The organism is Thermocrispum agreste DSM 44070, assembly GCF_000427905.1.
GTDB lineage: Bacteria > Actinomycetota > Actinomycetes > Mycobacteriales > Pseudonocardiaceae > Thermocrispum > Thermocrispum agreste.
Genome location: NZ_KE386603.1, coordinates 935,657 through 957,115 on the forward strand (window position 1 = coordinate 935,657; position 21,459 = coordinate 957,115).

Below are 21,459 nucleotides of genomic sequence, written 5' to 3' on the forward strand. Positions count from 1 at the left end.
CGGCAGGCGCGACGGCGAGGAGTGGCATGGGCACGCTGGACAAGCTGAAGGCCTACTTCGGAATGGTTCCGGCCGACGACGAGCTGGACGACTACCGTGCCGAAGACCGTTACGACCCCGCCGACGAGGACTACCGGCGCCCCGGGCGCGGGTACCGTCCGGCGCCGGTGCGCGACGAGCACTACGAGGACGACTACCCGGAGCCGGTGATGCGCAGGCCGCGGCGCAGGCCCGCCAGGCCGGTGGAGGACCTCGACGAGATGGAGATCCCGGTGCGCGGGCGGGTGCGCCCAGTGCCTGCCGACCCGCCGCCGGCGTCCGGTTCGCTGGCCATGGACCGGGCCGCCGAGCCGGTGTCGCGCCTCCGGCAGGTCGACCCGGCCCCGGCGAGTCGCGACCCGCTCAGCAAGATCGTCACGTTGCACCCGACCAACTACGCCGAGGCGCGGCTGGTCGGGGAAGCGTTCCGGGACGGCAACCCGGTGATCATGAACCTCACCGAGATGGACAATGCCGACGCCAAACGGCTCGTGGACTTCGCGGCCGGGCTGGCGTTCGCGCTGCGCGGCAGCATCGACAAGGTGACCAACAAGGTGTTCCTGCTGTCGCCGCCGGACGCCGACGTGTCGGCGGAGGACCGCAGGCGGATCGCCGAGGACGGGTTGTTCCTGCGACGCTGACCACCTGACGCTGAGCGAACCGGCCGGATTATGGCAGAGTGGTAGCCGTGGAACTCGTCGGGATCATCATCTACTGGCCGCTGTTCGTGCTGTGGCTGCTGATCCTGGCCAGGCTGGTCGTGGAGCTCGTTCGGGCGTTCGCGCGCGAATGGCGCCCGGCCGGCGGAGTTGCGGTAACGCTCGAGACCATCTACACAGTGACGGACCCGCCAGTACGATTGTTCCGGAGAATCATCCCGACGGTGCGAATCGGCAACGTGGGGCTGGACTTGTCCATTATGGTTCTGCTGTTGGTGGTGTTCGTCCTGATGAACATCTCCTACCCCGGGTGACGGGCTCGGGTGCGGCAGTCCTGGAGTGCGTGAGGTGATCAGATGTCCTTGACCCCCGCTGACGTGCACAACGTCGCGTTCAGCAAACCGCCGATAGGCAAACGGGGCTACAACGAGGACGAGGTGGACGCCTTCCTCGACCTGGTGGAGACGGAGCTCGCCCGCCTGATCGAGGAGAACAACGAGCTTCGTCAGCAGGTCGAGCAGCTCGACGCCGAGCTGGAGGCCGCGCGCGCGGAGGCCGCAGCAGCCAGGGACGAGCGCCGGTTGTCCGCGGTGCCCGCGCCGTCGCCGATGGAGCAGACCCAGGCCCACCCGGGGCTGATGGCCGACGGGGCGGAGCCCAACGTGCAGGCCGCCAAGGTGCTCGGCCTGGCCCAGGAGATGGCCGACCGGCTGACCGGTGAGGCGAAGGCCGAGTCGGACGGCATGCTGGCCGAGGCCCGCACCAAGGCCGAGCAGCTGCTGTCGGAGGCCCGCTCGAAGGCGGACGCGATGGTCAACGAGGCGCGCGCCCGTGCCGAGACGATGCTCAACGACGCGCGCACCAGGGCTGAGACGATCGAGCGGCAGTCCAGGGACAAGGCCACGGCGCTGGAGCGGGAAGCTCAGCGCAAGTACACCGAGCAGATGAACAACCTCAACGCCGAGAAGGACGTGCTCAGTAAGAAGATCGAGGAGCTGCGCACGATCGAGCGGGAGTACCGGACTCGGCTGCGTGGGTTCTTGGAGTCGCAACTGCGTGAACTGGACGACCGGGGATCGGCGGCACCCGCATCGGCGGCGGGCAAAGGTGATCCGGCGCAAAGCGGCCAGGGGTACAACTTCGGACCACGCGCCGAAGCGGGCTAGCGCCTGACCGGCGGTAGCCGGAAGTCAGGTCTTTGCCGGGGATGGCGGCGGAGAACGCCATCCCCTTTGCGCTGCCCGCGATGGTCGTCGTGATGTAATTCGGCGTGCTCTTCTTCGTCCTGATCCTGGTTCTGGCGGCGCTGGGTGCGCTGATCGCCGCGCTGGTCACCACCAAGTCGCTGTTCGCCTGGGTTTCGATCGGTTTCTCCGCTGCCGCCGCGCTCGGGTTGTTCGTCGACTGGATCAAGCGGCGGCGGGCCGCGCGGCGCGCGGGCGCCGACGGCGGTGACCGGCCGCCCGCCCCGGAGGACGAGTCCTCTACCCGATCGGGTGAAGCTGGGGGCGACGGCGGTGAGGTGTCCGCGACGACGGACGCGACCGACGACGCCGAGGAAGCAGCAGAGAAGGCGGGCGACACCACGGGCAAACCGCAAGCAGGCTCGGACACCGAGGCTGCCGCCGGCCCGGCCGCTGCGGGGCTCCCGGCAGATCTGCCCGGCGAGGAGGAGACCGACGCTGCCGACGTGCTGATCGTCTGCGAGCTGTCCGACGAAGTGCTCGTGATCGACGAGCAGCCGCGGTATCACCTCGCCGCGTGTGGCTGGCTGACCGGCAAGGAGACCATCCCGATCGCCGTGTCGGAAGCGCGCGAGCTCGGGTTCACGCCGTGCGCCCGGTGCCGTCCGGACGCTACGCTGGCCGAGCGGGCCCGCCGCAAGCGGGTTGCGGACACCGGCTAATCTTGTTGCATCGGCGATGATCCGGCCATCACCGGGGAGCTTCCGGAAGAACGGGCCCGCGCGGCCTCAGTAGAACCGGACGGGTACGGCCCGTCACAGCCGTTCAATGAGGGGTTCGGGCGTTCTTTGTGCCCGGGCAAGCGGGGTGGTACCGCGGAGCGCCACGAGTGCGCGCCGTCCCTGCGTCAACGTTACCGGCGTTCACCGCCGCACTGCGTCGCAGCGAACCGCGAGGAGCACCCGTGCCGTACCCGAAGAACACAGACGCTGGCAAGGCCACCACGAGCACCGAGGCCGCAGGCGTTCCGGTGCAGCCGTCGTTTCCCGAGCTGGAGCGGGAGGTCCTCGACTACTGGGCCAAGGACGGCACGTTCGAGGCCAGCGTGCAGGCACGCGAAGCGGGGGAGAAGGGCAGCAACGAGTACGTCTTCTACGACGGCCCGCCGTTCGCCAACGGCCTGCCGCACTACGGCCACCTGCTGACCGGCTACGTCAAGGACGTGGTGCCGCGCTACCAGACCATGCGCGGCCGCCGGGTGGAGCGCCGCTTCGGCTGGGACTGCCACGGCCTGCCCGCCGAGGTCGAGGCGGAGAAGCAGCTCGGCATCAAGCACAAGAACGAGATCGAGCGGATGGGCATCGCCGCGTTCAACGATGCCTGCCGCAGCAGCGTGCTGCGCTACACCCGGGAATGGCAGGACTACGTCACCCGGCAGGCCCGCTGGGTCGATTTCGCCAACGACTACAAGACGCTCGACCTGGACTACATGGAGAGCGTCATGTGGGCGTTCAAGACCCTGTGGGACAAGGGCCTGATCTACGAGGGCTTCCGGGTGCTCTGGTACTGCTGGCGGTGCGAGACGCCGCTGTCGAACACCGAGACCAAGATGGACGACGTCTATCTGGACCGGCAGGACCCGGCCGTCACCGTGGGCCTGACCGTGACCTCGGACGACAAGCGGCTGGACGGGGTGCGGGCGCTGGTCTGGACGACCACCCCGTGGACCCTGCCGTCGAACCTGGCCGCCGCGGTGCACCCGGACGTGCGCTACGTGGTGGTGCGCGGCCAGGACGGGCAGCGGTACCTGCTGGCCGAGGCGCGGGTGGCCGCCTACGCCCGTGAGCTGGGCGAGAACCCGGAGGTGCTGGCGGCGTTCACCGGCCGCGAGCTGGCCGGCACCCGCTACGTCCCGGTGTTCGACTTCTTCGCGGGCCAGCAGCCGAACGCCCACCAGGTGCTGCTGGCCGACTACGTGACCACCGAGGACGGTACGGGCATCGTGCACATCGCGCCCGCCTACGGTGAGGAGGACAAGGAGGTCACCGACGCCGCCGGGATCGAGGTGGTCACCCCGGTCGACGAGCGCGGCGTGTTCGACTCCCAGGTGCCGCCGTACGAGGGCATGCAGGTCTTCGAGGCCAACCCGCACATCATCGCCGACCTGAAGAAGCGCGGGGTGGTGCTGCGGCACGAGACCTACGACCACGCCTACCCGCACTGCTGGCGCTGCGAGAGCCCGCTGATCCAGCGCGCGGTGTCGTCCTGGTTCGTCGCGGTGACCAAGTTCCGCGACCGCATGGTCGAACTGAACAAGCAGATCAACTGGGTGCCGGGGCACATCAGGGACGGTCAGTTCGGCAAATGGCTGGAGAACGCCAGGGACTGGTCGATCTCCCGCAACCGGTTCTGGGGCTCGCCGATCCCGGTGTGGAAGTCGGACGACCCGAAGTACCCGCGGGTGGACGTCTACGGTTCGCTGGACGAGCTGGCGCGCGACTTCGGCGTGCGGCCGGAGGACCTGCACCGGCCGATGATCGACCAGCTGACCCGCCCGAACCCGGACGACCCGACCGGCAAGTCCATGATGCGGCGGGTGCCCGAGGTGCTGGACTGCTGGTTCGAGTCCGGCTCGATGCCGTTCGCCCAGGTGCACTACCCGTTCGAGAACGCGGAGTGGTTCGAGCACCACTACCCGGGCGACTTCATCGTCGAGTACAACGGCCAGACCCGCGGCTGGTTCTACACGCTGCACGTGCTGGCCACCGCGCTGTTCGACCGGCCGGCGTTCCGCAACTGCATCGCGCACGGCATCGTGCTGGGCGACGACGGCCAGAAGATGTCCAAGTCCCGGAAGAACTACCCGGACGTCAACGAGGTGTTCAACCGGGACGGCTCGGACGCCATGCGGTGGTTCCTGATGTCCTCGCCGATCCTGCGCGGCGGTGACCTCATCGTCACCGAGCGGGGCATCCGGGACGCGGTGCGGCAGGCCGTGCTGCCGCTGTGGAACTCGTACTACTTCCTGGTGTTGTACGCCAACGCCGAGGGCATCGAGGGCCGGTTCCGCACCGACAGCCAGCACGTGCTGGACCGCTACATCCTGGCCAAGACGCACGAGCTGGTCACCGACGTGCAGGCTCAGCTGGACGCGCTGGATCTGGCCGGAGCATGCCAGACGGTGCGTGAATTCCTCGAAGTGCTGACCAACTGGTACGTGCGCCGCTCGCGGGACCGGTTCTGGGCGGGCAAGCAGGACGCGGTGGACACGCTGCACACCGTGCTCGAGGTCACCTGCCGGGTCGCTGCTCCGCTGCTGCCGCTGACCACCGAGGCGGTCTGGCGCGGGCTCACCGGCGGCCGGTCGGTGCACCTGACCGACTGGCCGACCGCCGAGGAGCTGCCCAGCGACGCCGCGCTGGTCGGCGCCATGGACCGGGTGCGCCAGGTGTGCTCGGCGGCGTCGGCGCTGCGCAAGGCGAACAAGCTGCGGGTCCGGCTGCCGCTGCGCAAGCTGCTCATCGCGGCCGAGGACGTGGAGCGGCTGGCGCCGTTCGCCGACATCGTCCGCAGCGAGGTCAACGTCAAGCAGGTCGAACTGACCACGGACGTGGCCGCGCACGGCGCGTTCCAGGTGGCGGTCAACGCCCGGGTGGCGGGCCCGCGCCTGGGCAAGGACGTGCAGCGCGCGATCAAGGCGGTCAAGGCGGGGCAGTGGTCCGAGCTGCCCGGTGGCGGCATCGTGGCCGACGGCGTCGAGCTGCGCGAGGAGGAGATCGAGCGGCGGCTTGTGTCCACCGATCCGGGTGCCGCCGGTGCGTTGCCCGGCAACTCCGGTCTGGTGGTGCTGGACACCGAGGTGACGCCGGAGCTGGCCGCCGAAGGGCTGGCTCGCGACGTGATCCGGGTGGTGCAGCAGGCCAGGCGGGACGCGGGCCTGGAGATCACCGACCGGATCGCGCTGACCGTCCAGGCGCCGGACGAGGTGCGCAGCGCGGTGCAGGCGCACGAGGAGTTCGTGCGCGGCGAGACGCTCAGCCAGCAGGTCAGCTACGGCACGGTCGACGGTGGCTTCGCCGGCTCGGTCGGCGACGGCCTGGACGTCCGGGTCGCGGTCACCAAGATCACCTAGACCGCTCGGTCCGACCCAGGCCGCCAGTCAGTCGTGGTCGGCCGGAGCGCCGCGCCGACGCGCGGGTAACGCTTTTGATCGCGATACCGTCTCGGCGTCGTGCCGCGGTTCAGCCGCGGTCGCGCCGGTGGCACACTGGCGGCACCTCGCTGAACTTCGCTGAATGGCGACGCCCGACGTGCCGGGGAGGTGAGCAGGCGTCGTGCAGTCCGACCGCCGCTGGGCCATCATCGCCATCGTCGCGTTGGTGGCCGGTTTCGTGGGCGCTGGTGTCGTTGTGCTGCGCAACGAACTCGAAGCGGACGACGACCGGCGGCCGCCCGGTGCGTGGGAGATCGCCTGGCAGTACGTGACCGCGTTCGACGACCGGAAGGTCTCTGCGGCGGCCGAGCTGACCACCGATCCCGCCGCGGCCAAGACCACGCTGCGCCGGATCTTCCGCAAGCTGCCCGACGTGACGGTGTCGTCGGCGCTGGGTGAGGTGAAGACGAACGGTGCGAAGGCGTCGGCCGTGGTCGCCGTCGAGTGGACGTTCGCCAACGACCGCACGTTCAGTTACCGCACCACGGTCCCGCTGGTTCAGCGGGACGGCAGCTGGCTGGTGGACTTCTCGCCCGCGGTGGTGCATCCCGAGCTGGAGGAGGGGCAGCACCTCGCGCTCGTCGACGGTGTCGACGTGCCCGCCGTGGTCGACGCCTCCGGTCGTCCGCTGCTGGTGTGGGGCGAGGTCGGGCCGAAACCGGTGCATCCGCACCGCGCCAAGCTGTTGCTGCCCGCCATGCTCGCCGAGGCGCAGGAACGCCAGCCGCCGGAGCGATGGGCGGTCGCGGCGATGAAGGGCAAGAAGCGGGTCAGGTTCCTCTCCGGCGACGGGCCGAAAGGCGGCAAGCCGCTGCCCACCACGCTGAGCATTCCACTGCAGGACGCCGCCCAGTCGGCCGTGGACAGCCAGGGCAAGCCCGCCGCGTTGATCGCGTTCCGGCCGTCCACCGGCGCACTGCTGGCGGTCGCGCAGAACGAGCACGTCGACCAGGGACCGATCTCGCTGAGCGGGCTGTACCCGCCGGGCGAAGAAGTGTTCTCCCTGGTCACGCTGGCCGCTGATGGTGATTCGGCGGCGGCGATCGCGCGTGCCGCCAGCAGCCTGGGGTGGAATGCCGACTTCGAGATCCCGGGGATCGGCACCGAGGCGGGTGCGGTACGCAAGGCGGACGACGCCGCGACGCTGATGGAGCAGCGCAAGGGACAGGGCGACGTGTTCGTCAGCCCGTTCGGGCTTGCCCTCGTGGTATCAACCGTGGCGGCAGGTGAGCCGGTGACGCCGCAGTTCTGGCGTGCCCATCCCACCAAGGTGCTGAGCGGCTACCAGGCGCCCGACAAGGAGACGGTGGCCGCCCTGCGGGAGTACATGCGGGCTGTGGTCACCGACGGGCGGGCGTCCTCGCTGAAGGCGCTCGACAAGGAGGGGGCCGAGGTCCACGGGGTGACCGGCACGGCACGGGCCGGTCACGGTGTGCGGCACAGCTGGTTCGCCGGATACGCGGGCGATCTCGCTTTCGCCGTGCTGGTGGAGGACGGCGGCACGGAGACTCGTGCGCTGTCCGTCGCCGCGCGGTTCTTGCGGGCACAGCGATGACCCGGCGATCCAGCGGATCGGTCACCTCGGGGTGCGCGCCCCGGGCCTGGGTACTGTGCAAGGCATGACGAGCAGCGTGCGGTTCGCCGTCCGCGTCAAACCGAATGCCAAGCGGAACCATGTCGGTGGTGCCCGCGGAGACGCCCTCGTCGTGGCCGTCACCGCACCCGCGGTGGACGGCAAGGCCAACGAGGCGGTCACCAAGGCGTTGGCCGCCGCGTTCGACGTGCGGCGGCAGCACGTGCACATCGTCACCGGGCTGCGTGGCCGGGACAAGGTCGTGGAGCTCGACCCGGCACCGCCGGAGGCGGAGCGTCGCCTGGCCGAACTGCTCCGGGACGAGCGACGTTGAGCCACACCAGACGGAAGATGCCCTTTTGTCCATGGCTTCGGCCGCATCCCCGTCAGTGAGGCTCGCGCTGGCTTCGCCAGGATCACGGACGTGCGGAGTACGGCGACGAGGCCATCCAATGTGACGAAGAACGACCTCCGCGCCCGTCGCCGTGGTCCCTGCCGATGCAGCGGAGCTTCTCGGACACCTCGAGGATCTGCTGGACCTGCGCAAGGTGAGCGAGGTGCTTGCCCGTGTCGAAGCAGGTTCCGAAGAGCGTATGCCGGTCCAGTGCCCGCACTCCTCGCCGTGAGGGCTGAGCAGGACACGAGATCGAGCTCACCCGTACTGCAGACAAGTGACGAGAGGCTGGCAAAAGGTCAGCCGAGCCACGCGAAAGCCATCGAAGACGCAAGCGGGGCGCTCGCCGCAGACCCCGGCCGCCTGGTTGCACACCGCTGACCGGGCAAGAATCTCCGCGACGTGTGGCGTGTCCGGGTCGTCGGCTATCGCTTTTGTTACCAGGTCGACGACGGTGCCTTGCTCACAACTTGTCGTCACCGTGCGTACTCGGGATGGCCTGTGTGACCTTGTGCGGCGCGTTCTCGGCCGATGACCCCTGTATGGCATCGAGCTCTGCGCGGCTGTTGCCCATCGGTGACGGCCTGGCTGCTTTCGTCGACGGCCAGCATCGACCAGGGCGCGGCTGTCACCCACAGGGTGTCAGCAGATCGGCGCGGCGAACACGGTCAGGAAGAATGCGCGTCCGGTTGCGGCCGCTGACGGTGTTCGTCTAGCCGTGTTGGCGAAGTCAACGCATTGCGTGCGTCCAGATCGCGTGAGCGATGGCGTCGGCGTTCCGGTCCAGCGCTTCGGTGTTGATGTTGTCCAGATCGTCGCAGCTGCGGTGGTAGCAGGAGTCGAATGCCTCCCCGGCGATGCCACCCCACTTCTCCGCCTGGGCCGCGGTCTTCCTGCCTTCCGCCCCGGTGAACATGCCCGCCGTGGGAATGCCGGCGGCGGCGAACGCCGCATGGTCGGAGCGACCGCCGATGTCGATGTCCTCGGTCGGCACGCCGAGGGCGGCGAAGTAGTCGTTCAAGGGTCGCTGCAGCTCCGCCGACCCGTCCGGCTGGCCGTCCGGGGAGTAACCGAAGTAGCCGGCGTTCGGCGATCCGATCATGTCGAAGTTGAGGTAGCCGACGATGGCCGCCTTCTCCTCGGCCGAGAGCGAGTCGACGTAGTACCTGGACCCGACCAAGCCCAGCTCTTCGGCGCCCCACCAGGCGAAACGCAGCTTCTTGACCGGGCGCAGGTCCTGTTCGGCGATGGTGAGCGCCACTTCCAGCAGGGCGGCGCTGCCCGAGCCGTTGTCGTTGATGCCCGGCCCCGCGGTGACCCCGTCCAGGTGGGAGCCCAGCATCAGCACCTGGCCGGTGGACCCGGCAGGCCACTCCGCGACGAGGTTGTATCCGGTTTCGCCGAGGAACGCGAATTCCTGCACGGTGGTGGTGTAACCCGCGGCGTCCAGCAGGCCTTGCAGGTAGTCCACCGACGCCTTGAATCCCGGTGTGCCGTGCGCACGATTGCCGTGGGTGTCGGCGATGGCCTGCAACTCGGCCAGGTGCGCCTGCACTTTGGCCACCGGGATGTCCGGCGCCGCCGTCGCCGGCGCCGTGATCGTCGCGGTGGGCACGGCGGCGGCACCCGCCGATGCGAACAGGGCGCTTGCCAGGACCAGCGCCTGTACGCTGCGGGTGAGTGTCCTGCGCGTGCTCATCGGACCCCCCGGTCGGCCGCCGGAAACAGTGACCATGACAGATCCGGCAGGCGCTGCGGTACCGCCTTTTGGTCCAGATCCCCGGACAGAGCACGCGGCTTCAGGCGCCCGCGCCGGGCCGGCGAACGTCGCGGTGATCCGGTGCCCGGCACGTGTGGACCGGGTGTGCGGCTCGGTCGTACACGTGGCGGATTCGTGTTGATCGGGTGTGCGGCACGTGGTGAACACGTGTGCAGTTAGTGTTGAGTAGTGGGCGAAACACAGCTTCCCCCGCGACGCGTGGGCCTGGTAGCGGCCGTCGCCGCGGTCGTGCTGGTGCTCGACGTCGTCACCAAGGTCATCGCCGTCGACGCGCTGGAGGGCCGCGAACCGGTGCGCGTGCTCGGCGGGCTGGTCTATCTCCAGCTGCTGCGCAATCCCGGCGCCGCGTTCTCCATGGCCACCGGCATGACGTGGGTGCTGGCCCTGGTGGCGATCGGCGTGGTGGTCGCGATCGTCTGGCTGGCCCGCAAGCTCCGGTCCACCGGCTGGGCCATCGGGCTCGGCCTGGTGCTCGCGGGTGCGCTGGGGAACCTGGTCGACCGGATCTTCCGGGCGCCAGGGCCGCTGCAGGGTCACGTGGTGGATTTCGTGTCGGTGTTCGCCCCGAACGGCGAGGTGTGGCCGGTGTTCAACGTGGCGGATTCCAGCATCGTCGTCGGCGGGATCCTCATCGTCCTGCTCACCTTCCTCGGATACGAGTACGACGGCACCAACAGCAGGAAGAAGCCGCGCGAGGACCGCCCGGCCGAAGTCGGTGAAGCCCCGGAGGCGCAGTGACGTTCCCGTCTTCGCACCGAAACCGCATGCTCCCGGTTCCGGACGGCCTCGACGGGATGCGCGTCGATGCCGGCCTGGCCCGCTTGCTCGGACTGTCCCGCACCGTGGTGGCCGAGCTGGCGGCCAACGGTGACGTGCTGCTGGACGGCAAGCCGGCCGCCAAGTCGGACCGGCTGCGCGCGGGCGGCCTGCTCGAGGTGACCATGCCGGAGCCGGAACGCCCGCCGGCCGTCGAGCCCGTGCTGGTGGACGGGCTGCGGGTGTTGCACGAGGACGACGACATCGTGGTGGTCGACAAACCGGTCGGGGTCGCCGTGCACCCCAGCCCCGGCTGGACCGGGCCGACGGTGGTCGGCGGGCTGGCCGCGGCAGGCATCCGCATCGCCACGTCCGGTGCCGCCGAACGGCAGGGCGTGGTCCATCGCCTCGACGCGGGCACCACCGGCGTCATGGTGGTGGCCAAGAGCGAGCACGCCTACACGGTGCTCAAGCGCGCGTTCAAGGAGCGCAAGGTCGACAAGGGGTATCACGCCCTGGTGCAGGGGCACCCCGACCCGACGCAGGGCACCATCGACGCGCCGATCGACCGGCATCCGCGCCACGACTACAAGTTCGCTGTCGTGGCGGGTGGGCGGCCGAGCGTCACGCACTACGAAGTGATCGAGGCGTTCCGGGCGGCGTCGCTGGTCGCGGTGCGGCTGGAGACCGGGCGCACCCACCAGATCCGGGTGCACTTCTCCGCGCTCCGGCATCCGTGCGTCGGTGACCTGACCTACGGCGCGGACCCGGTGCTGGCCCGCAAGCTCAACCTGAACCGGCAGTGGCTGCACGCCAGGAGCCTGGGCTTCGCCCACCCCGCGGACGGCCGGTACGTCGAGTTCCGTTCCGAGTACCCGCCGGATCTCGCGGCCGCGCTCGAACAGCTGCGAGCGGAGTCGTAGCGCCGTCAGTCCTCGATGGTCCAGGTGAGCGTGCGGGCGTCCGGTTCCGGGCGTGGACTCCACCGCACGGCGGTCACCCTGGTCGATTCCGGCAGGATGTACACGGTGTGCCCGCCCAGTGTCTCGCCCGGCTGCACGCCGATCTTGTGCGGCGGCCGGGACGTCAGCGCCACCGGGGCCTTGGCGATCGCCGACCCGTCCGCGGTGATCAGCTCCAGGTAGTTGTCCGGCAACGACATGTACGGGATCGACCCGGTGTTGGTGATCTCGGTGTGCACCACCACGGCCCGCTCACCGGGCTCCAGACGGTATCCGGCGGCCCCGAACAAGTAGTCGGCCGGATCCTGCACCTCGATCAACTGCACCGTCAGTTGCTCGCCCTCCAGCCCCTCGGTGCGCAGCGCGTCCCCGACCTTGCCGGTACGTGGCCCGGACGGCGGGCTCGCCGCGTGGCTGGTGAGTGAGTCCTGGTCGCCGCGCGCCCACGCCGCGGTCTGCGGCGGCCCCCACGTGCTGATCACCGGGTCCGGCTGGGCCGGTACGGGCGACTGCGCCGGGTGGCCGGGCGCCCCGGCGGGCACCGGCTGGGAGACACCGGGGTGCTGGTAGGCGCCGGCCGGGCCGGGATGGCCGCCGCCGTGGGCGGGAACCCGATGCGGGCCCGAGGGCACCCGGTGCGGGCCCGAGCCCTGCGGCTGGGCGGGAAAGCCGCCGCTCGTCGGGCCGTACGGCTGGGCGGGCTGGGCCGGGTGGGCGCCGGAGGGCGGGCCGTGCCAGGCTCCGGCCACCGCGGCGCGGATGCCGCGCGGGTCGCACTCCACTCCGACCAGCAGCGGGAGCCCGCTGCCGGACAGCGTGATCAGCCGGGTGGCGGCCTCGCGCGGATCCATCCCGACTTTGGCCGCCAGTTCGTGCACGGCGGCTTTGCCCATGTCCGCCAGCGCCGCCAGCAGACGAGCATCCATCGGATCGGTCACGGCCACGGTGAAGACGCTACAGCAGCGCTCGCGAGCGAGTGGGATGCCACGGCGCGGAGATAAGCTCGTCGGCAGGCGTCACGGTGATCTCCGAGGAGAACGATGAGCGACAACACCCCTGCTCCGTCAGCGCCGGAGGGCGAGCAAGCCCGCGCGCTGGCCGACGAGCTGCTGCAGGTGCAGTTCGACATCGACCCGGTCTGGCCGGCCATGCTCGGCATCGACACCAGCCGGGCGGGCCTGGGTGCCATCACGGAAGAGGAGGAACAGCGCGGCGCCGACGCGGTACGGGACGTGCTGCGCCGGGCACGCGAGCTGGAGCCGACGGAGCCGGAGGACCGGCTGACCCGGGACGTCGTGATCTCGCTGGCCCAGGCGCACCTGGACCGGGTCGCCGCCCGCGAGGTGGAGTACACCGTCACCGACATCTTCGTGGCCCCCGCCGTCGGGATGCTGACCACGCTGCCGATGCTGCAGATATCCGGCCCCGAGCACGCCGAGTCCTACCTCGGGCGGCTGCGCGACGTGCCGCGTTACCTGGCGGGAGCGCTGGAGCGGCATCGCGCGGGTGTGGCGGCGGGCCGGGTGCCGGTCGCGCACCTGGTCGATGCGGCCGTGCGGCACCTGGACCGGCACCTGTCCGATCCGGGCAACGACCCGCTCGCCCGCCCCGCCCCGCCGGACGGCGTGGACGTGGGGGACTTCCACGCCGAGCGGGAGCGGCTGTTGCGCGACGTGGTGCGCCCGGCGATCCGGCAGTACCGCGACGGGCTCGTCGAGCACATCGCCCCGCACGCCCGCCCGGAGGACAAGCCGGGCCTGGCCTGGCTGCCGGACGGCGAGCGGATCTACCGGTTGCTGGCGGGCGTGCACACCACCGTGGACCGTGATCCGGCCGAGCTGCATCAGGTCGGGCTGGACCTGATCGACCGGCTGGCCGGCGAGTACGCCGAGGTGGGCTCGCGGGTGTTCGGCACCACCGACCTCGGCGAGATCTTCCACCGGCTGCGCACCGATCCGGCGCTGCGCTGGTCGTCGGCCGAGGAGCTGATCGAGCACGCCAACGCCGCCATCCGCCGCGCCGAGCAGGCCGCGCCGCAGTGGTTCGGGCGGATCCCCACCCAGCCGTGGGTGGTCGAGGAGGTGCCTGCCGCTGCCGCACCCGGCGCCCCGGCCGCCTACTACATGGCGCCGTCGGCCGACGGCAGCCGTCCCGGTACCTACTTCGCCAACACCTACCAGGTCACCGAGCGCTTCAAGCACACCGCCGAGGTGACCGCGTTCCACGAGGCCATCCCCGGGCACCACTTCCAGATCAGCCTGGCGCTGAGCCTGGACGACATCCCGCTGCTGCGGCGGGTCAACGGGTTCACCGCCTACGTGGAGGGCTGGGGCCTGTACACCGAACGGCTGGCCCAGGAGATGGGCCTGTACTCCGGTGACGTGGCGCTGCTCGGCATGCTCAGCATGGACTCGCTGCGGGCCGGGCGGCTGGTGGTGGACACCGGCCTGCACGCCAAGGGCTGGAGCCGCGAGCAGGCGATCGACTACCTGCGCACCAACAGCCCGATGCCGTTGGTGGAGATCGAGGCGGAGGTGGACCGCTACATCGCCTACCCCGGCCAGGCGCTGTCGTACATGGTCGGGCGGCTGGAGATCCTGCGGATGCGCCAGGCGGCCGAGCGGCGGCTGGGGGACCGGTTCGACATCCGGGCATTCCACGACGTCGTGCTGGGCAGCGGCGCGGTGCCGCTCGGCGTGTTGGACACCCTGGTCGGCGAGTGGGTCGAGCGGCAATGAGCACCGGTTGGGGCCCGCGCGAGGAGATCGCCTCGCTCGCCGACGAGCTGGTGGCCGCCCGCTTCGAGGCCTATCCGATCGAGGCGTCCCTGCTGGGGCTGCCCGGCCCGCATCACCGGCTGACCGACTACTCGGTGCAGGGCAGGCAGCGCACCAAGAACGCGGTGCTGGCCATCGCGCGGGCGGCGACGGCGGTCGACCCGACCGTGCTCACCGAGCAGGAGCGGATCACCCGCGAGCTGATCGTGCAGCAGGCGATGGCGCTGGTCGCGGAGATCGACGTACGCAGCGAGGAGTTCTCGGTCAGCGACGGGTTGTCCTCGCCCGCGCTGTGGCCGCTCATCGCCCTGCCGATCATCACGCTGACCGACGGCGAACTCGCCGAGGGCTACCTGGAACGGCTGGCCGCCCTGCCCCGGTACCTGGAGATGGTGGCGGCGCGCCAGCGTTCCGGGATCGAGCACGGCCTCGCCCCGCCCGGTTTCCTGGTGCGCGCAGGCATCGCCTACGTCGAGCGCTATCTGGGCTCCCGGCAGGATCCGCTGGGTGCGGTGACCGCGCAGGAACCGGTCAGCGGGTTCGAGGAGCGTCGCGACAAGCTGGTCGCCGACGTGGTACGGCCGGCGTACGCCCGCTACCGGCAATTCCTGGTCGACGAGCTGCTGCCCGCGGCGCGGCCCGACGGCCAGGCCGGCCTGTGGTGGCAGCCCGAGGGCGAGACCCGCTACGCGGCGTTGATCCGGGTGCACACCACCACCGAGCGCAGCGCCGACGAGTTGCACCAATCCGGCCTGGCCATCCTGGACAAGCTCAACGCCGAGTACGCCGCGCTCGGCAAGAAGGTCTTCGGCACCAGCTCGATCGAGGACATCTTCCACCGGCTGCGCTCCGATCCGGTCCTGCGCTGGGCGGACGGGGGCGAGATGCTGCACGCGGCCCGGCAGGCGATCGCGCGTGCCGAGCAGGCCGTGCCGTCGTGGTTCGGCCAGGTCCCCACGGACAGGATCGAGGTGCGGCCGGTGCCCGCGGCGGAGGCGAGCGGCGGCTCCACGGCGTACTACACCGCTCCGCCGCTGGACGGCTCCCGGCCCGGCATCTACTACCTCAACGTCACCGACGCCCCGCAGCGCTACCGGTACCTGGCCGAGGCGATCGCCTTCCACGAGGCGATACCCGGCCACCATTTCCAGGTCACCACCGCCCGCGGGCTGAGCGAACTGCCGCTGCTGCGCCGCATCGCCGTGGTGAACGCCTACGACGAGGGCTGGGCCGTCTACGCCGAGCGGCTGGCCGACGAGATGGGCCTGTACACCGACGACGTGTCCCGGCTGGGGATGCTGGTGCAGGACTCGATGCGGGCCGCCCGGCTGGTGGTGGACACCGGCCTGCACGCCAAGGGCTGGAGCCGGGAACGCGCGGTCGGCTTCCTGCGCGAGCGGACCCCGATGGCCCCGCTGGAGATCGAGGCGGAGGTCGACCGCTACGCCGCGGTGCCCGCGCAGGCGCTGTCCTACATGGTCGGCCGGCTGGAGATCCAGCGCATGCGGGCCGGTGCGCAGGCCGTGCTCGGCAAACGGTTCGACATCAGGGCGTTCCACGACGTCGTGCTGGGCGCCGGGCCGCTGCCGATGTCGATCCTGGATCGGGTGGTGCAGGAGTGGGCCACCGGCTTGGCTTAGGTGTCACCGCGGCAGCAGGTCGACGGTTCCGGAGAAGCGCATGGCCCCGGCCAGCGGTTCGATCCGATCCACACGTGCCCCGGCGGGCAGCTCCGGCAGGTCGAACGTCCTGCCGACGCGGAGGATCTGGTCGAGCACGGCGGGCGGCGGGAATCGCGGCAGCGCGACGTCGATGCCGATGAGGTCCAGCAGTGGCACCTTGGCCGGAGTGGTCGGGGCGACGTGCACCCGGTGCACCCCGTCCATCCGCACCACCGTGTCGATCGGCAGGCCGGCGACGGTGTGCAGCGTGACGCCGTGCTCGGTGACCGACATCCTGGCCACGCCGGGCGGCAGCGGGATCAGCGCGGTGAGCTGGTCCTCGCCGAGCTGCGCGGTGAACCGGGCCGCACCGATGGACAGTGCGGGCTTGCGCCACGTCATCGTCAGCCGGACGTCCCGCACGACGACGTGCAGATGATCGATCTTGCCGTCCGCGTCGCCGATCGGCACCCCGTCGGCCCGCAGCTCGACGCGGTCGACGTGCCGTCTGAGCGCGCGCCGGGCGAGTGTGCGCGGCGGCGGGTCGAGCGCCACGTGGTCGGCGCGCAGCACGGTCATCACCGACTGCCGCACGGTCTCGAACAGGTCCACTGATCACCCGAGCTGACACGATCCGGCAAAACCAGGCGAGTATAGGTCCGCCCGGGTCATCCTGCCGCGCTCGCTGACGGCACGGACAGTGGTTGTGGGATGCTGCACTCGTGGCTGAGCAGGCAGAGGCTGTGCCGGAGACCCCAGCGATCGACCTCGTCGACGAGACGTTCATCGCGGTCCCGCCCGCCACCGTGGCGGCGGTGTTCAAGGATCCGCGCTCGTGGCGGCATTACTGGCCGGACCTGCACCTGACCGTCTACGCCGACCGCGGCGACGAAGGCCTGCGCTGGACCGTGTCCGGGGCTCTGGTGGGCACCATGGAGGTGTGGTGCGAACGCGTGATGGACGGGACGGTGCTGCACTACTTCCTGCGTGCCGACCCGGTCGGTGCGCACACCCGGCGGCAGCTGGTCCGTGCCCGTGACCGCCGGGCGAAGGCCGCCAAACAGCTCGCCTTGAACTTGAAGCTGACCTTGGAGGACGGCAGGCGCCCCGGGGTGCCGCCGACGCTGTAGCTGAGAGGATCCGCGTGCGAGTCCACGTCGTGTCCGACGTCCACGGCAACGCCAAGGCACTGGCCCGTGCCGCCGACCGCGCCGACGCCCTCGTCGTGCTCGGCGATCTGCTGGATTTCGTCGACTACCAGAACCATTCGCGCGGGATCCTCGGCATGCTCTTCGGTCCGGAGAAGGTGGCGACGTTCGCGCGGTTGCGGGCATCGGGCGACCGGGAGCGCACGGTGCAGTTCTCCCGCTCGCTGTGGGACAGCCTGCGTGATCCGGCCGCGGCGATCGAGGAAGCCATCCGGGCCCAGTACGACGAGCTGTTCGGGGTGCTCAACTCCTGTTCCGTGCCGGTGTACGCCACGCCGGGCAACGTCGACCTGCCTGCGCTGTGGCCGGAATACGCCGGGGAGAACGTGCGGGTGCTGGACGGTTCGGCGGTCACCATCGGAGGGTTGCGCTTCGGTTTCGTCGGCGGCACGCTGCAGCCACCCGGCTACCGGCCCCGTCCTGGGGCGGCTTGGCGGCCCTACATGCGCACCGTGGAGGAGTTCGGGGAAGTCATCGAGTCGCTGGGCGACGTCGACGTGCTGTGCACGCACATCCCGCCGCGGGTACCGGAGCTGACCTACGACGTGGTGGCCCGGCGGGTGGAGCAGGGAGCAGCCGGCGTGCTGGAGACGATCACGACGCGGCGGCCACGCTGGTCCCTGTTCGGCCACGTGCACCAACCGCTGGCGGCTCGCATGCGGATCGGGCAGACCGAGTGCTGCAACGTCGGGCATTTCCGCGCCGTCGAGCGGCCGTTCGTGCTGAAGTGGTGACCTGGGCGGCAGCGGCGGGCTGACCGGTTGCTGCAGGCCACCGGCGGCTGTGGGCACGCGGACAGGTAGGCCTGCTTGATCGCCGAGATCTCGAACTCCAGCGTCACCTTGTCGCTGACCAGCACGCCGCCGGTCTCCAGGGCGGCGTTCCGGGTGATGCCGAACTCCTTGCGGCTGATGGTGGTGCTGCCTTCGAAACCGATCCGCTGGTTGCCCGGCTCGGGCGCGCAGGCGTACAGCCATGCTGCGCGACCGGCCACTGGCACTTGGTGCACCGAAGCTTGCCGCCGGGGCGAACAGTCAGCGTGCGCCTGCGCACGTCGCACCTCCGCCGGTCACCAAGCGCAGTAGGCTCGGTACATGCCTGATGAGTCGACCCAGTCGATCGTGGTCGACGCCCCAGCGGATCGCGTCATGGCGGTGATCGCCGACCTGGAGTCCTACCCGGAGTGGGCCAAGGCGGTACGCCGGACCGAGGTGCTGGAGCGTGACGACCACGGACGGCCGTACCGCGTGAAGTTCACCTTGGACGCCGGCCCGGTCCAGGACGTGTACACGCTGTGCTACGACTGGGCGCCGGACGGCCTGCGCGTCAACTGGCACCTGGTCGAAGGGCAGATGCAGCGTGCGCAGAAGGGGGAGTACGCGCTGCGCCCGCTGGGTGACGGCTCCTCGACCGAAGTCACCTACACGCTGTCGGTCGAGCTCGCGCTGCCGATGATCGGCCTGCTGCGCCGCAAGGCGGAGAAGGTGATCATGGACATCGCACTCAAGGAGCTCAAGCGCAGGGCCGAGTCGAGCTGAGGGGACCATCGTGCGGTTGTTGCTGTTCACCGGGAAAGGTGGCGTCGGGAAGACGACGCTGGCCGCCGCGACGGGGGCCACGCTCGCCGCACACGGCCGTCGGACGCTGGTGATCTCCACCGATCCGGCGCATTCGCTGGCCGATGCCTACGGCGTTCCGCTGGGCCCGGAGCCGAAAGAGATCACCCGGCGGCTGGACGGCGTGCAGATCGACTCCCGCAACCTGGTCGATGCGGCGTGGGAGGACCTGCGGCGGCAGTTGCGCGACGCGCTGGCGGGCGCGGGGCTGGACGCGCTGGACGCCGAGGAGCTGACCGTGCTGCCGGGCATCGACGAGCTGCTGGCGTTGACCGAGGTCCGGCGGCTGGCGATGACCAAGCACTGGCACAGCGTGGTGGTGGACTGCGGCCCGACCGCGGAGACGCTGCGGCTGCTCGCCCTGCCCGAGGCCATCGCCGCCTACCTGCGGCGGCTCTACGGCTGGCAGCCGTGGCAGGGGGCGGGCAAGGTCAGCAAGGGCGTGGCCGGCTCGGTGGCCAAGCTCGGTGAGCACCTGGAGCGGCTGCGCGACCTGCTCACCGACCACGACGTGACCTCGGTCCGGCTGGTGCTCACCCCGGAGCGGGTGGTGGTGGCCGAGACCAGGCGGACGCTGACCGCGCTGGCGCTGCGCGGGATCAAGGTGGACGGCCTCATCGCCAACCGGCTGATGCCCGCGCCCGGGATGTGGCGCGGCGGTGCGGCCAGCTGGCTGCGCGCCCGGCGCAAGCAGCAGGACGAGGTACTGGCCGAGCTGCGCGGGGTCGGCATGCCCGCGCTGACCGTGGTCGAGCACCGGGCCGAGGAACCGGTCGGCCTGGAGGCACTGGCGGACATCTCCGAGCAGCTGTACCGCGGCGGTGACCCGCTCGCCCCGATGGGCGGCAGGGACGCGGTGAGCGGCAAGGACACCACGGGTGAGGCGGCGATGATGCACATCACCGCCAACCCGCGCGGCGGCTACCGGTTGCGCATCGCGGTGCCGCTGGATCCGCGGACCGACGTCGACCTGGCCAGGGTCGACGATGACTTGGCCATCACAATCGACGGTTTCCGTCGCCTGGTCGCGTTGCCGAGGCTGTTACGATCCTGCGCGGTCGTGGGCGCGGAATCCGACGCCGAAGGCATAGTGGTCCATCTTGCCGAACCGGAGGAGATCCGATGAGCACTGCCGGTGCCGACAAAGCGGACACCGCGGCCGCCGGAAACCCCGCCGGGACGCTTGGCCACGAGCTCAAGCTGCTGGTCGAGATGGTCCTGGAACGGTCCGCGCCCTGGCTGGAGCGGCTCCGTGCGGGTGACCACCCCGCTCTGGGGGAGCACTCGGCGGAGCGGCAATGTGTCAGTTGGTGTCCGATCTGCACCGCGGTCAGCATTGCCAAAAGCCAGGGGCCGGAATTCAGCGCCAGGGCGTGCGAGCAGGCCGCCCAGGCCGTGTCCCTGCTCCGCGCGGTGTTGGCCGACCGCTGGCATCCGGAACAGGGCGTGCACATGCCGGGCTTCGACCCACGGACTTCCGGCAACGGGTCGGCGGCGTCGTCGGCGTCGGCACCCCCACCCGCTGCGGGGACGCCGCGCACGCCTGCCGCCGATGGGGAGGGCGGCGGAGGTCAGCGCCGGTCTTCGTCCCGCGTGCAGCGTGTCGCGGTGCGGAAGTCCGAGAACGGGGAGCGACTGCGCTGAACACAGTCACGATTGGGGTCGACGTCGGAGGAACGAGCATCCGGGCAGGGGTCGTCGATGAGCGCGGAGCGATCATCGACAGCTGCCGGGTGGCCACACCGGACGACGAAAGCACGCTGGAGAAGGCCATCGTCGGGGTCGTCACGCGGCTGCGCCGGGAGCACCCGGTGGCCGGGGTGGGGCTGAGCGTGGCCGGGTTCGTCGCGCCGGACGGCAAGACGGTGCAGTTCGCACCGCACCTGGCGTGGCGGCAGGCGCCGGTGGCGCAGCGAATATCCGCCCGCACCGAGTTGCCGGTGACCCTGGAGCACGACGCCAATGCCGCGGCATTGGGCGAGTACGTCTACGGGGCCGCGGCGGGCGCGTCGGTGGTGGCGTTGGTGGCGCTGGGCACGGGCATCGGCTGCGGCCTGCTGCTCGACGGCGAGATCTACCGCGGCGCCAACGGCGTGGCGCCGGAGCTGGGTCACCTCCGGCTCGTCCCGGACGGCCGCCAGTGTTCGTGCGGCAAGCGTGGCTGTTGGGAGCGCTACTGCAGCGGCACCGCGCTGGCCATGACCGCGCTGGAGCTGCTGTCCCGCTACCCGGGCCGATCGACCGTGCTGGCTCGTGAGGCCGCAGGCGATCCCGGTTCGGTGACCGGGCGGCGGGTCGCCGCGGCCGCCAGGGACGGCGACGAGATCGGCATGATGGCCATGGCCGACCTGGCCACGTGGCTGGGGGAGGGCCTGGCACTGGTCGCCGACGTCTTCGACCCGGAGATCATCGTGATCGCCGGCGGGGTGTCGGAGTCGGCGACGTTGTTCCTGGACGAGGCGCGCGAGCACTACGCCCGGGTGGTGACCGGGGCGGGCAACCGGCCGTTGGCGCGGATCCGTACCGCCCAGCTGGGCGACGACGCCGCCATCGTCGGCGGCGCGCTGCTGGCGCGGGAGGCGGTGTCCGGCGTGCCCGGCTCGTGGCGCAAACGGACGCGCAGGAACGGTTAGCGGC

Annotated in this window: 20 protein-coding genes and 1 pseudogene; 17 read left to right on the forward strand and 4 right to left on the reverse strand. The window is 70.7% G+C overall.

The features are described 5' to 3' along the window. The first annotated feature begins 26 nt into the window (after nucleotides 1–26). The 7 genes from YWY_RS0114445 (at nucleotide 27) to YWY_RS0114475 (ending at nucleotide 8,002) form a co-directional block, all read left to right on the forward strand. Entirely contained in the window at nucleotides 27–680 is a 654-nt protein-coding gene (locus YWY_RS0114445) for a cell division protein SepF (protein WP_028848188.1), read from the forward strand. 47 nt (nucleotides 681–727) lie between these two features. Next, on the forward strand, nucleotides 728–1,012 hold the full coding sequence (locus YWY_RS0114450) for a YggT family protein (RefSeq protein ID WP_028848189.1): 285 nt from the start codon (nucleotides 728–730) through the stop codon (nucleotides 1,010–1,012). A gap of 42 nt (nucleotides 1,013–1,054) precedes the next feature. Continuing rightward, entirely contained in the window at nucleotides 1,055–1,864 is an 810-nt protein-coding gene (wag31, locus tag YWY_RS0114455) for a DivIVA-like cell division protein Wag31 (protein ID WP_028848190.1), read from the forward strand. 104 nt (nucleotides 1,865–1,968) lie between these two features. Further along, nucleotides 1,969–2,604 (forward strand): hypothetical protein, encoded by a 636-nt coding sequence (locus tag YWY_RS0114460; RefSeq protein WP_028848191.1) that lies wholly within the window; start codon nucleotides 1,969–1,971, stop codon nucleotides 2,602–2,604. 242 nt (nucleotides 2,605–2,846) lie between these two features. Then, the gene (gene ileS, locus YWY_RS0114465; protein WP_028848192.1) at nucleotides 2,847–6,014 is read left to right on the forward strand and encodes an isoleucine--tRNA ligase; all 3,168 of its coding nucleotides are present in this window, start codon (nucleotides 2,847–2,849) and stop codon (nucleotides 6,012–6,014) included. Between the two features lie 202 nt (nucleotides 6,015–6,216). Further along, a complete protein-coding gene (locus YWY_RS0114470; protein ID WP_028848193.1) occupies nucleotides 6,217–7,650 on the forward strand; it encodes a penicillin-binding transpeptidase domain-containing protein in 1,434 nt (477 codons plus the stop codon). Between the two features lie 64 nt (nucleotides 7,651–7,714). Beyond that, the gene (locus YWY_RS0114475; protein WP_211227538.1) at nucleotides 7,715–8,002 is read left to right on the forward strand and encodes a DUF167 domain-containing protein; all 288 of its coding nucleotides are present in this window, start codon (nucleotides 7,715–7,717) and stop codon (nucleotides 8,000–8,002) included. Between the two features lie 790 nt (nucleotides 8,003–8,792). Here YWY_RS0114475 and YWY_RS0114485 read toward each other — a convergent pair. Continuing rightward, on the reverse strand, nucleotides 8,793–9,761 hold the full coding sequence (locus YWY_RS0114485) for a M28 family metallopeptidase (RefSeq protein ID WP_028848195.1): 969 nt from the start codon (nucleotides 9,759–9,761) through the stop codon (nucleotides 8,793–8,795). 249 nt (nucleotides 9,762–10,010) lie between these two features. On the opposite strand from YWY_RS0114485, the gene lspA reads away from it, so the two are divergent. Further along, nucleotides 10,011–10,580 (forward strand): signal peptidase II, encoded by a 570-nt coding sequence (lspA, locus tag YWY_RS22135; protein ID WP_051310237.1) that lies wholly within the window; start codon nucleotides 10,011–10,013, stop codon nucleotides 10,578–10,580. A gap of 26 nt (nucleotides 10,581–10,606) precedes the next feature. Beyond that, nucleotides 10,607–11,521 carry an RluA family pseudouridine synthase gene (locus YWY_RS0114495; RefSeq protein WP_028848196.1) on the forward strand — a complete coding sequence of 305 codons (915 nt, stop codon included), beginning with the start codon at nucleotides 10,607–10,609 and terminating at the stop codon, nucleotides 11,519–11,521. A 5-nt stretch (nucleotides 11,522–11,526) separates the two neighbouring features. Here the strand turns inward: YWY_RS0114495 and YWY_RS0114500 are convergent, their stop codons facing one another. After that, complete coding sequence (locus YWY_RS0114500; RefSeq protein WP_028848197.1) at nucleotides 11,527–12,504, reverse strand: AsnC family protein; 978 nt, start codon at nucleotides 12,502–12,504, stop codon at nucleotides 11,527–11,529. A 96-nt stretch (nucleotides 12,505–12,600) separates the two neighbouring features. Here YWY_RS0114500 and YWY_RS0114505 point away from each other — a divergent pair, with 96 nt between their 5' ends. Continuing rightward, the gene (locus YWY_RS0114505; protein WP_051310238.1) at nucleotides 12,601–14,298 is read left to right on the forward strand and encodes a DUF885 domain-containing protein; all 1,698 of its coding nucleotides are present in this window, start codon (nucleotides 12,601–12,603) and stop codon (nucleotides 14,296–14,298) included. Continuing rightward, a complete protein-coding gene (locus YWY_RS0114510) occupies nucleotides 14,295–15,977 on the forward strand; it encodes a DUF885 domain-containing protein (RefSeq protein ID WP_038045083.1) in 1,683 nt (560 codons plus the stop codon). The genes YWY_RS0114505 and YWY_RS0114510 overlap by 4 nt, the downstream gene beginning before the upstream one ends. A 3-nt stretch (nucleotides 15,978–15,980) precedes the next feature. Here the strand turns inward: YWY_RS0114510 and YWY_RS0114515 are convergent, their stop codons facing one another. Next, entirely contained in the window at nucleotides 15,981–16,610 is a 630-nt protein-coding gene (locus tag YWY_RS0114515) for an LmeA family phospholipid-binding protein (protein ID WP_028848200.1), read from the reverse strand. 110 nt (nucleotides 16,611–16,720) lie between these two features. Here YWY_RS0114515 and YWY_RS0114520 point away from each other — a divergent pair, with 110 nt between their 5' ends. Both YWY_RS0114520 and YWY_RS0114525 read left to right on the forward strand, forming a co-directional pair. Beyond that, nucleotides 16,721–17,128, forward strand: a complete 408-nt coding sequence (locus YWY_RS0114520) for a polyketide cyclase / dehydrase and lipid transport (RefSeq protein ID WP_425426131.1) — start codon at nucleotides 16,721–16,723, stop codon at nucleotides 17,126–17,128. A gap of 14 nt (nucleotides 17,129–17,142) precedes the next feature. Then, on the forward strand, nucleotides 17,143–17,940 hold the full coding sequence (locus tag YWY_RS0114525; protein WP_028848202.1) for a metallophosphoesterase family protein: 798 nt from the start codon (nucleotides 17,143–17,145) through the stop codon (nucleotides 17,938–17,940). Nucleotides 17,941–18,008: 68 nt separating this feature from the next. Here the strand turns inward: YWY_RS0114525 and YWY_RS23775 are convergent. Continuing rightward, nucleotides 18,009–18,155 (reverse strand): annotated as a pseudogene (locus YWY_RS23775) (YceI family protein); the annotation flags it as partial. Nucleotides 18,156–18,300: 145 nt separating this feature from the next. Here YWY_RS23775 and YWY_RS0114530 point away from each other — a divergent pair. The 4 genes from YWY_RS0114530 to YWY_RS22145 are packed head-to-tail and all read left to right on the forward strand — an operon-like array spanning nucleotide 18,301 to nucleotide 21,455. Continuing rightward, entirely contained in the window at nucleotides 18,301–18,744 is a 444-nt protein-coding gene (locus tag YWY_RS0114530; protein WP_028848203.1) for an SRPBCC family protein, read from the forward strand. Nucleotides 18,745–18,754: 10 nt separating this feature from the next. Beyond that, nucleotides 18,755–19,948, forward strand: coding sequence for an ArsA family ATPase (locus YWY_RS0114535; RefSeq protein WP_028848204.1), 1,194 nt, complete (start codon nucleotides 18,755–18,757; stop codon nucleotides 19,946–19,948). Continuing rightward, complete coding sequence (locus YWY_RS23780; protein ID WP_084609262.1) at nucleotides 19,945–20,466, forward strand: hypothetical protein; 522 nt, start codon at nucleotides 19,945–19,947, stop codon at nucleotides 20,464–20,466. The genes YWY_RS0114535 and YWY_RS23780 overlap by 4 nt, the downstream gene beginning before the upstream one ends. Beyond that, nucleotides 20,463–21,455, forward strand: a complete 993-nt coding sequence (locus tag YWY_RS22145; RefSeq protein WP_211227604.1) for an ROK family glucokinase — start codon at nucleotides 20,463–20,465, stop codon at nucleotides 21,453–21,455. Before YWY_RS23780 ends, YWY_RS22145 begins: the two co-directional genes overlap by 4 nt. Nucleotides 21,456–21,459: the final 4 nt, after the last annotated feature.

Bases quoted from the DNA above. Each gene is read 5' to 3' on its own strand.
- YWY_RS0114445 (WP_028848188.1), top strand. From the start codon at position 27: ATGGGCACGCTGGACAAGCTGAAGGCCTACTTCGGAATGGTTCCGGCC.
- wag31 (WP_028848190.1), top strand. From the start codon at position 1,055: ATGTCCTTGACCCCCGCTGACGTGCACAACGTCGCGTTCAGCAAACCG.
- YWY_RS0114475 (WP_211227538.1), top strand. From the start codon at position 7,715: ATGACGAGCAGCGTGCGGTTCGCCGTCCGCGTCAAACCGAATGCCAAG.
- YWY_RS0114485 (WP_028848195.1), bottom strand. From the start codon at position 9,761: ATGAGCACGCGCAGGACACTCACCCGCAGCGTACAGGCGCTGGTCCTG.
- YWY_RS0114495 (WP_028848196.1), top strand. From the start codon at position 10,607: ATGCTCCCGGTTCCGGACGGCCTCGACGGGATGCGCGTCGATGCCGGC.
- YWY_RS0114505 (WP_051310238.1), top strand. From the start codon at position 12,601: ATGAGCGACAACACCCCTGCTCCGTCAGCGCCGGAGGGCGAGCAAGCC.
- YWY_RS0114510 (WP_038045083.1), top strand. From the start codon at position 14,295: ATGAGCACCGGTTGGGGCCCGCGCGAGGAGATCGCCTCGCTCGCCGAC.
- YWY_RS0114530 (WP_028848203.1), top strand. From the start codon at position 18,301: ATGCCTGATGAGTCGACCCAGTCGATCGTGGTCGACGCCCCAGCGGAT.
- YWY_RS23780 (WP_084609262.1), top strand. From the start codon at position 19,945: ATGAGCACTGCCGGTGCCGACAAAGCGGACACCGCGGCCGCCGGAAAC.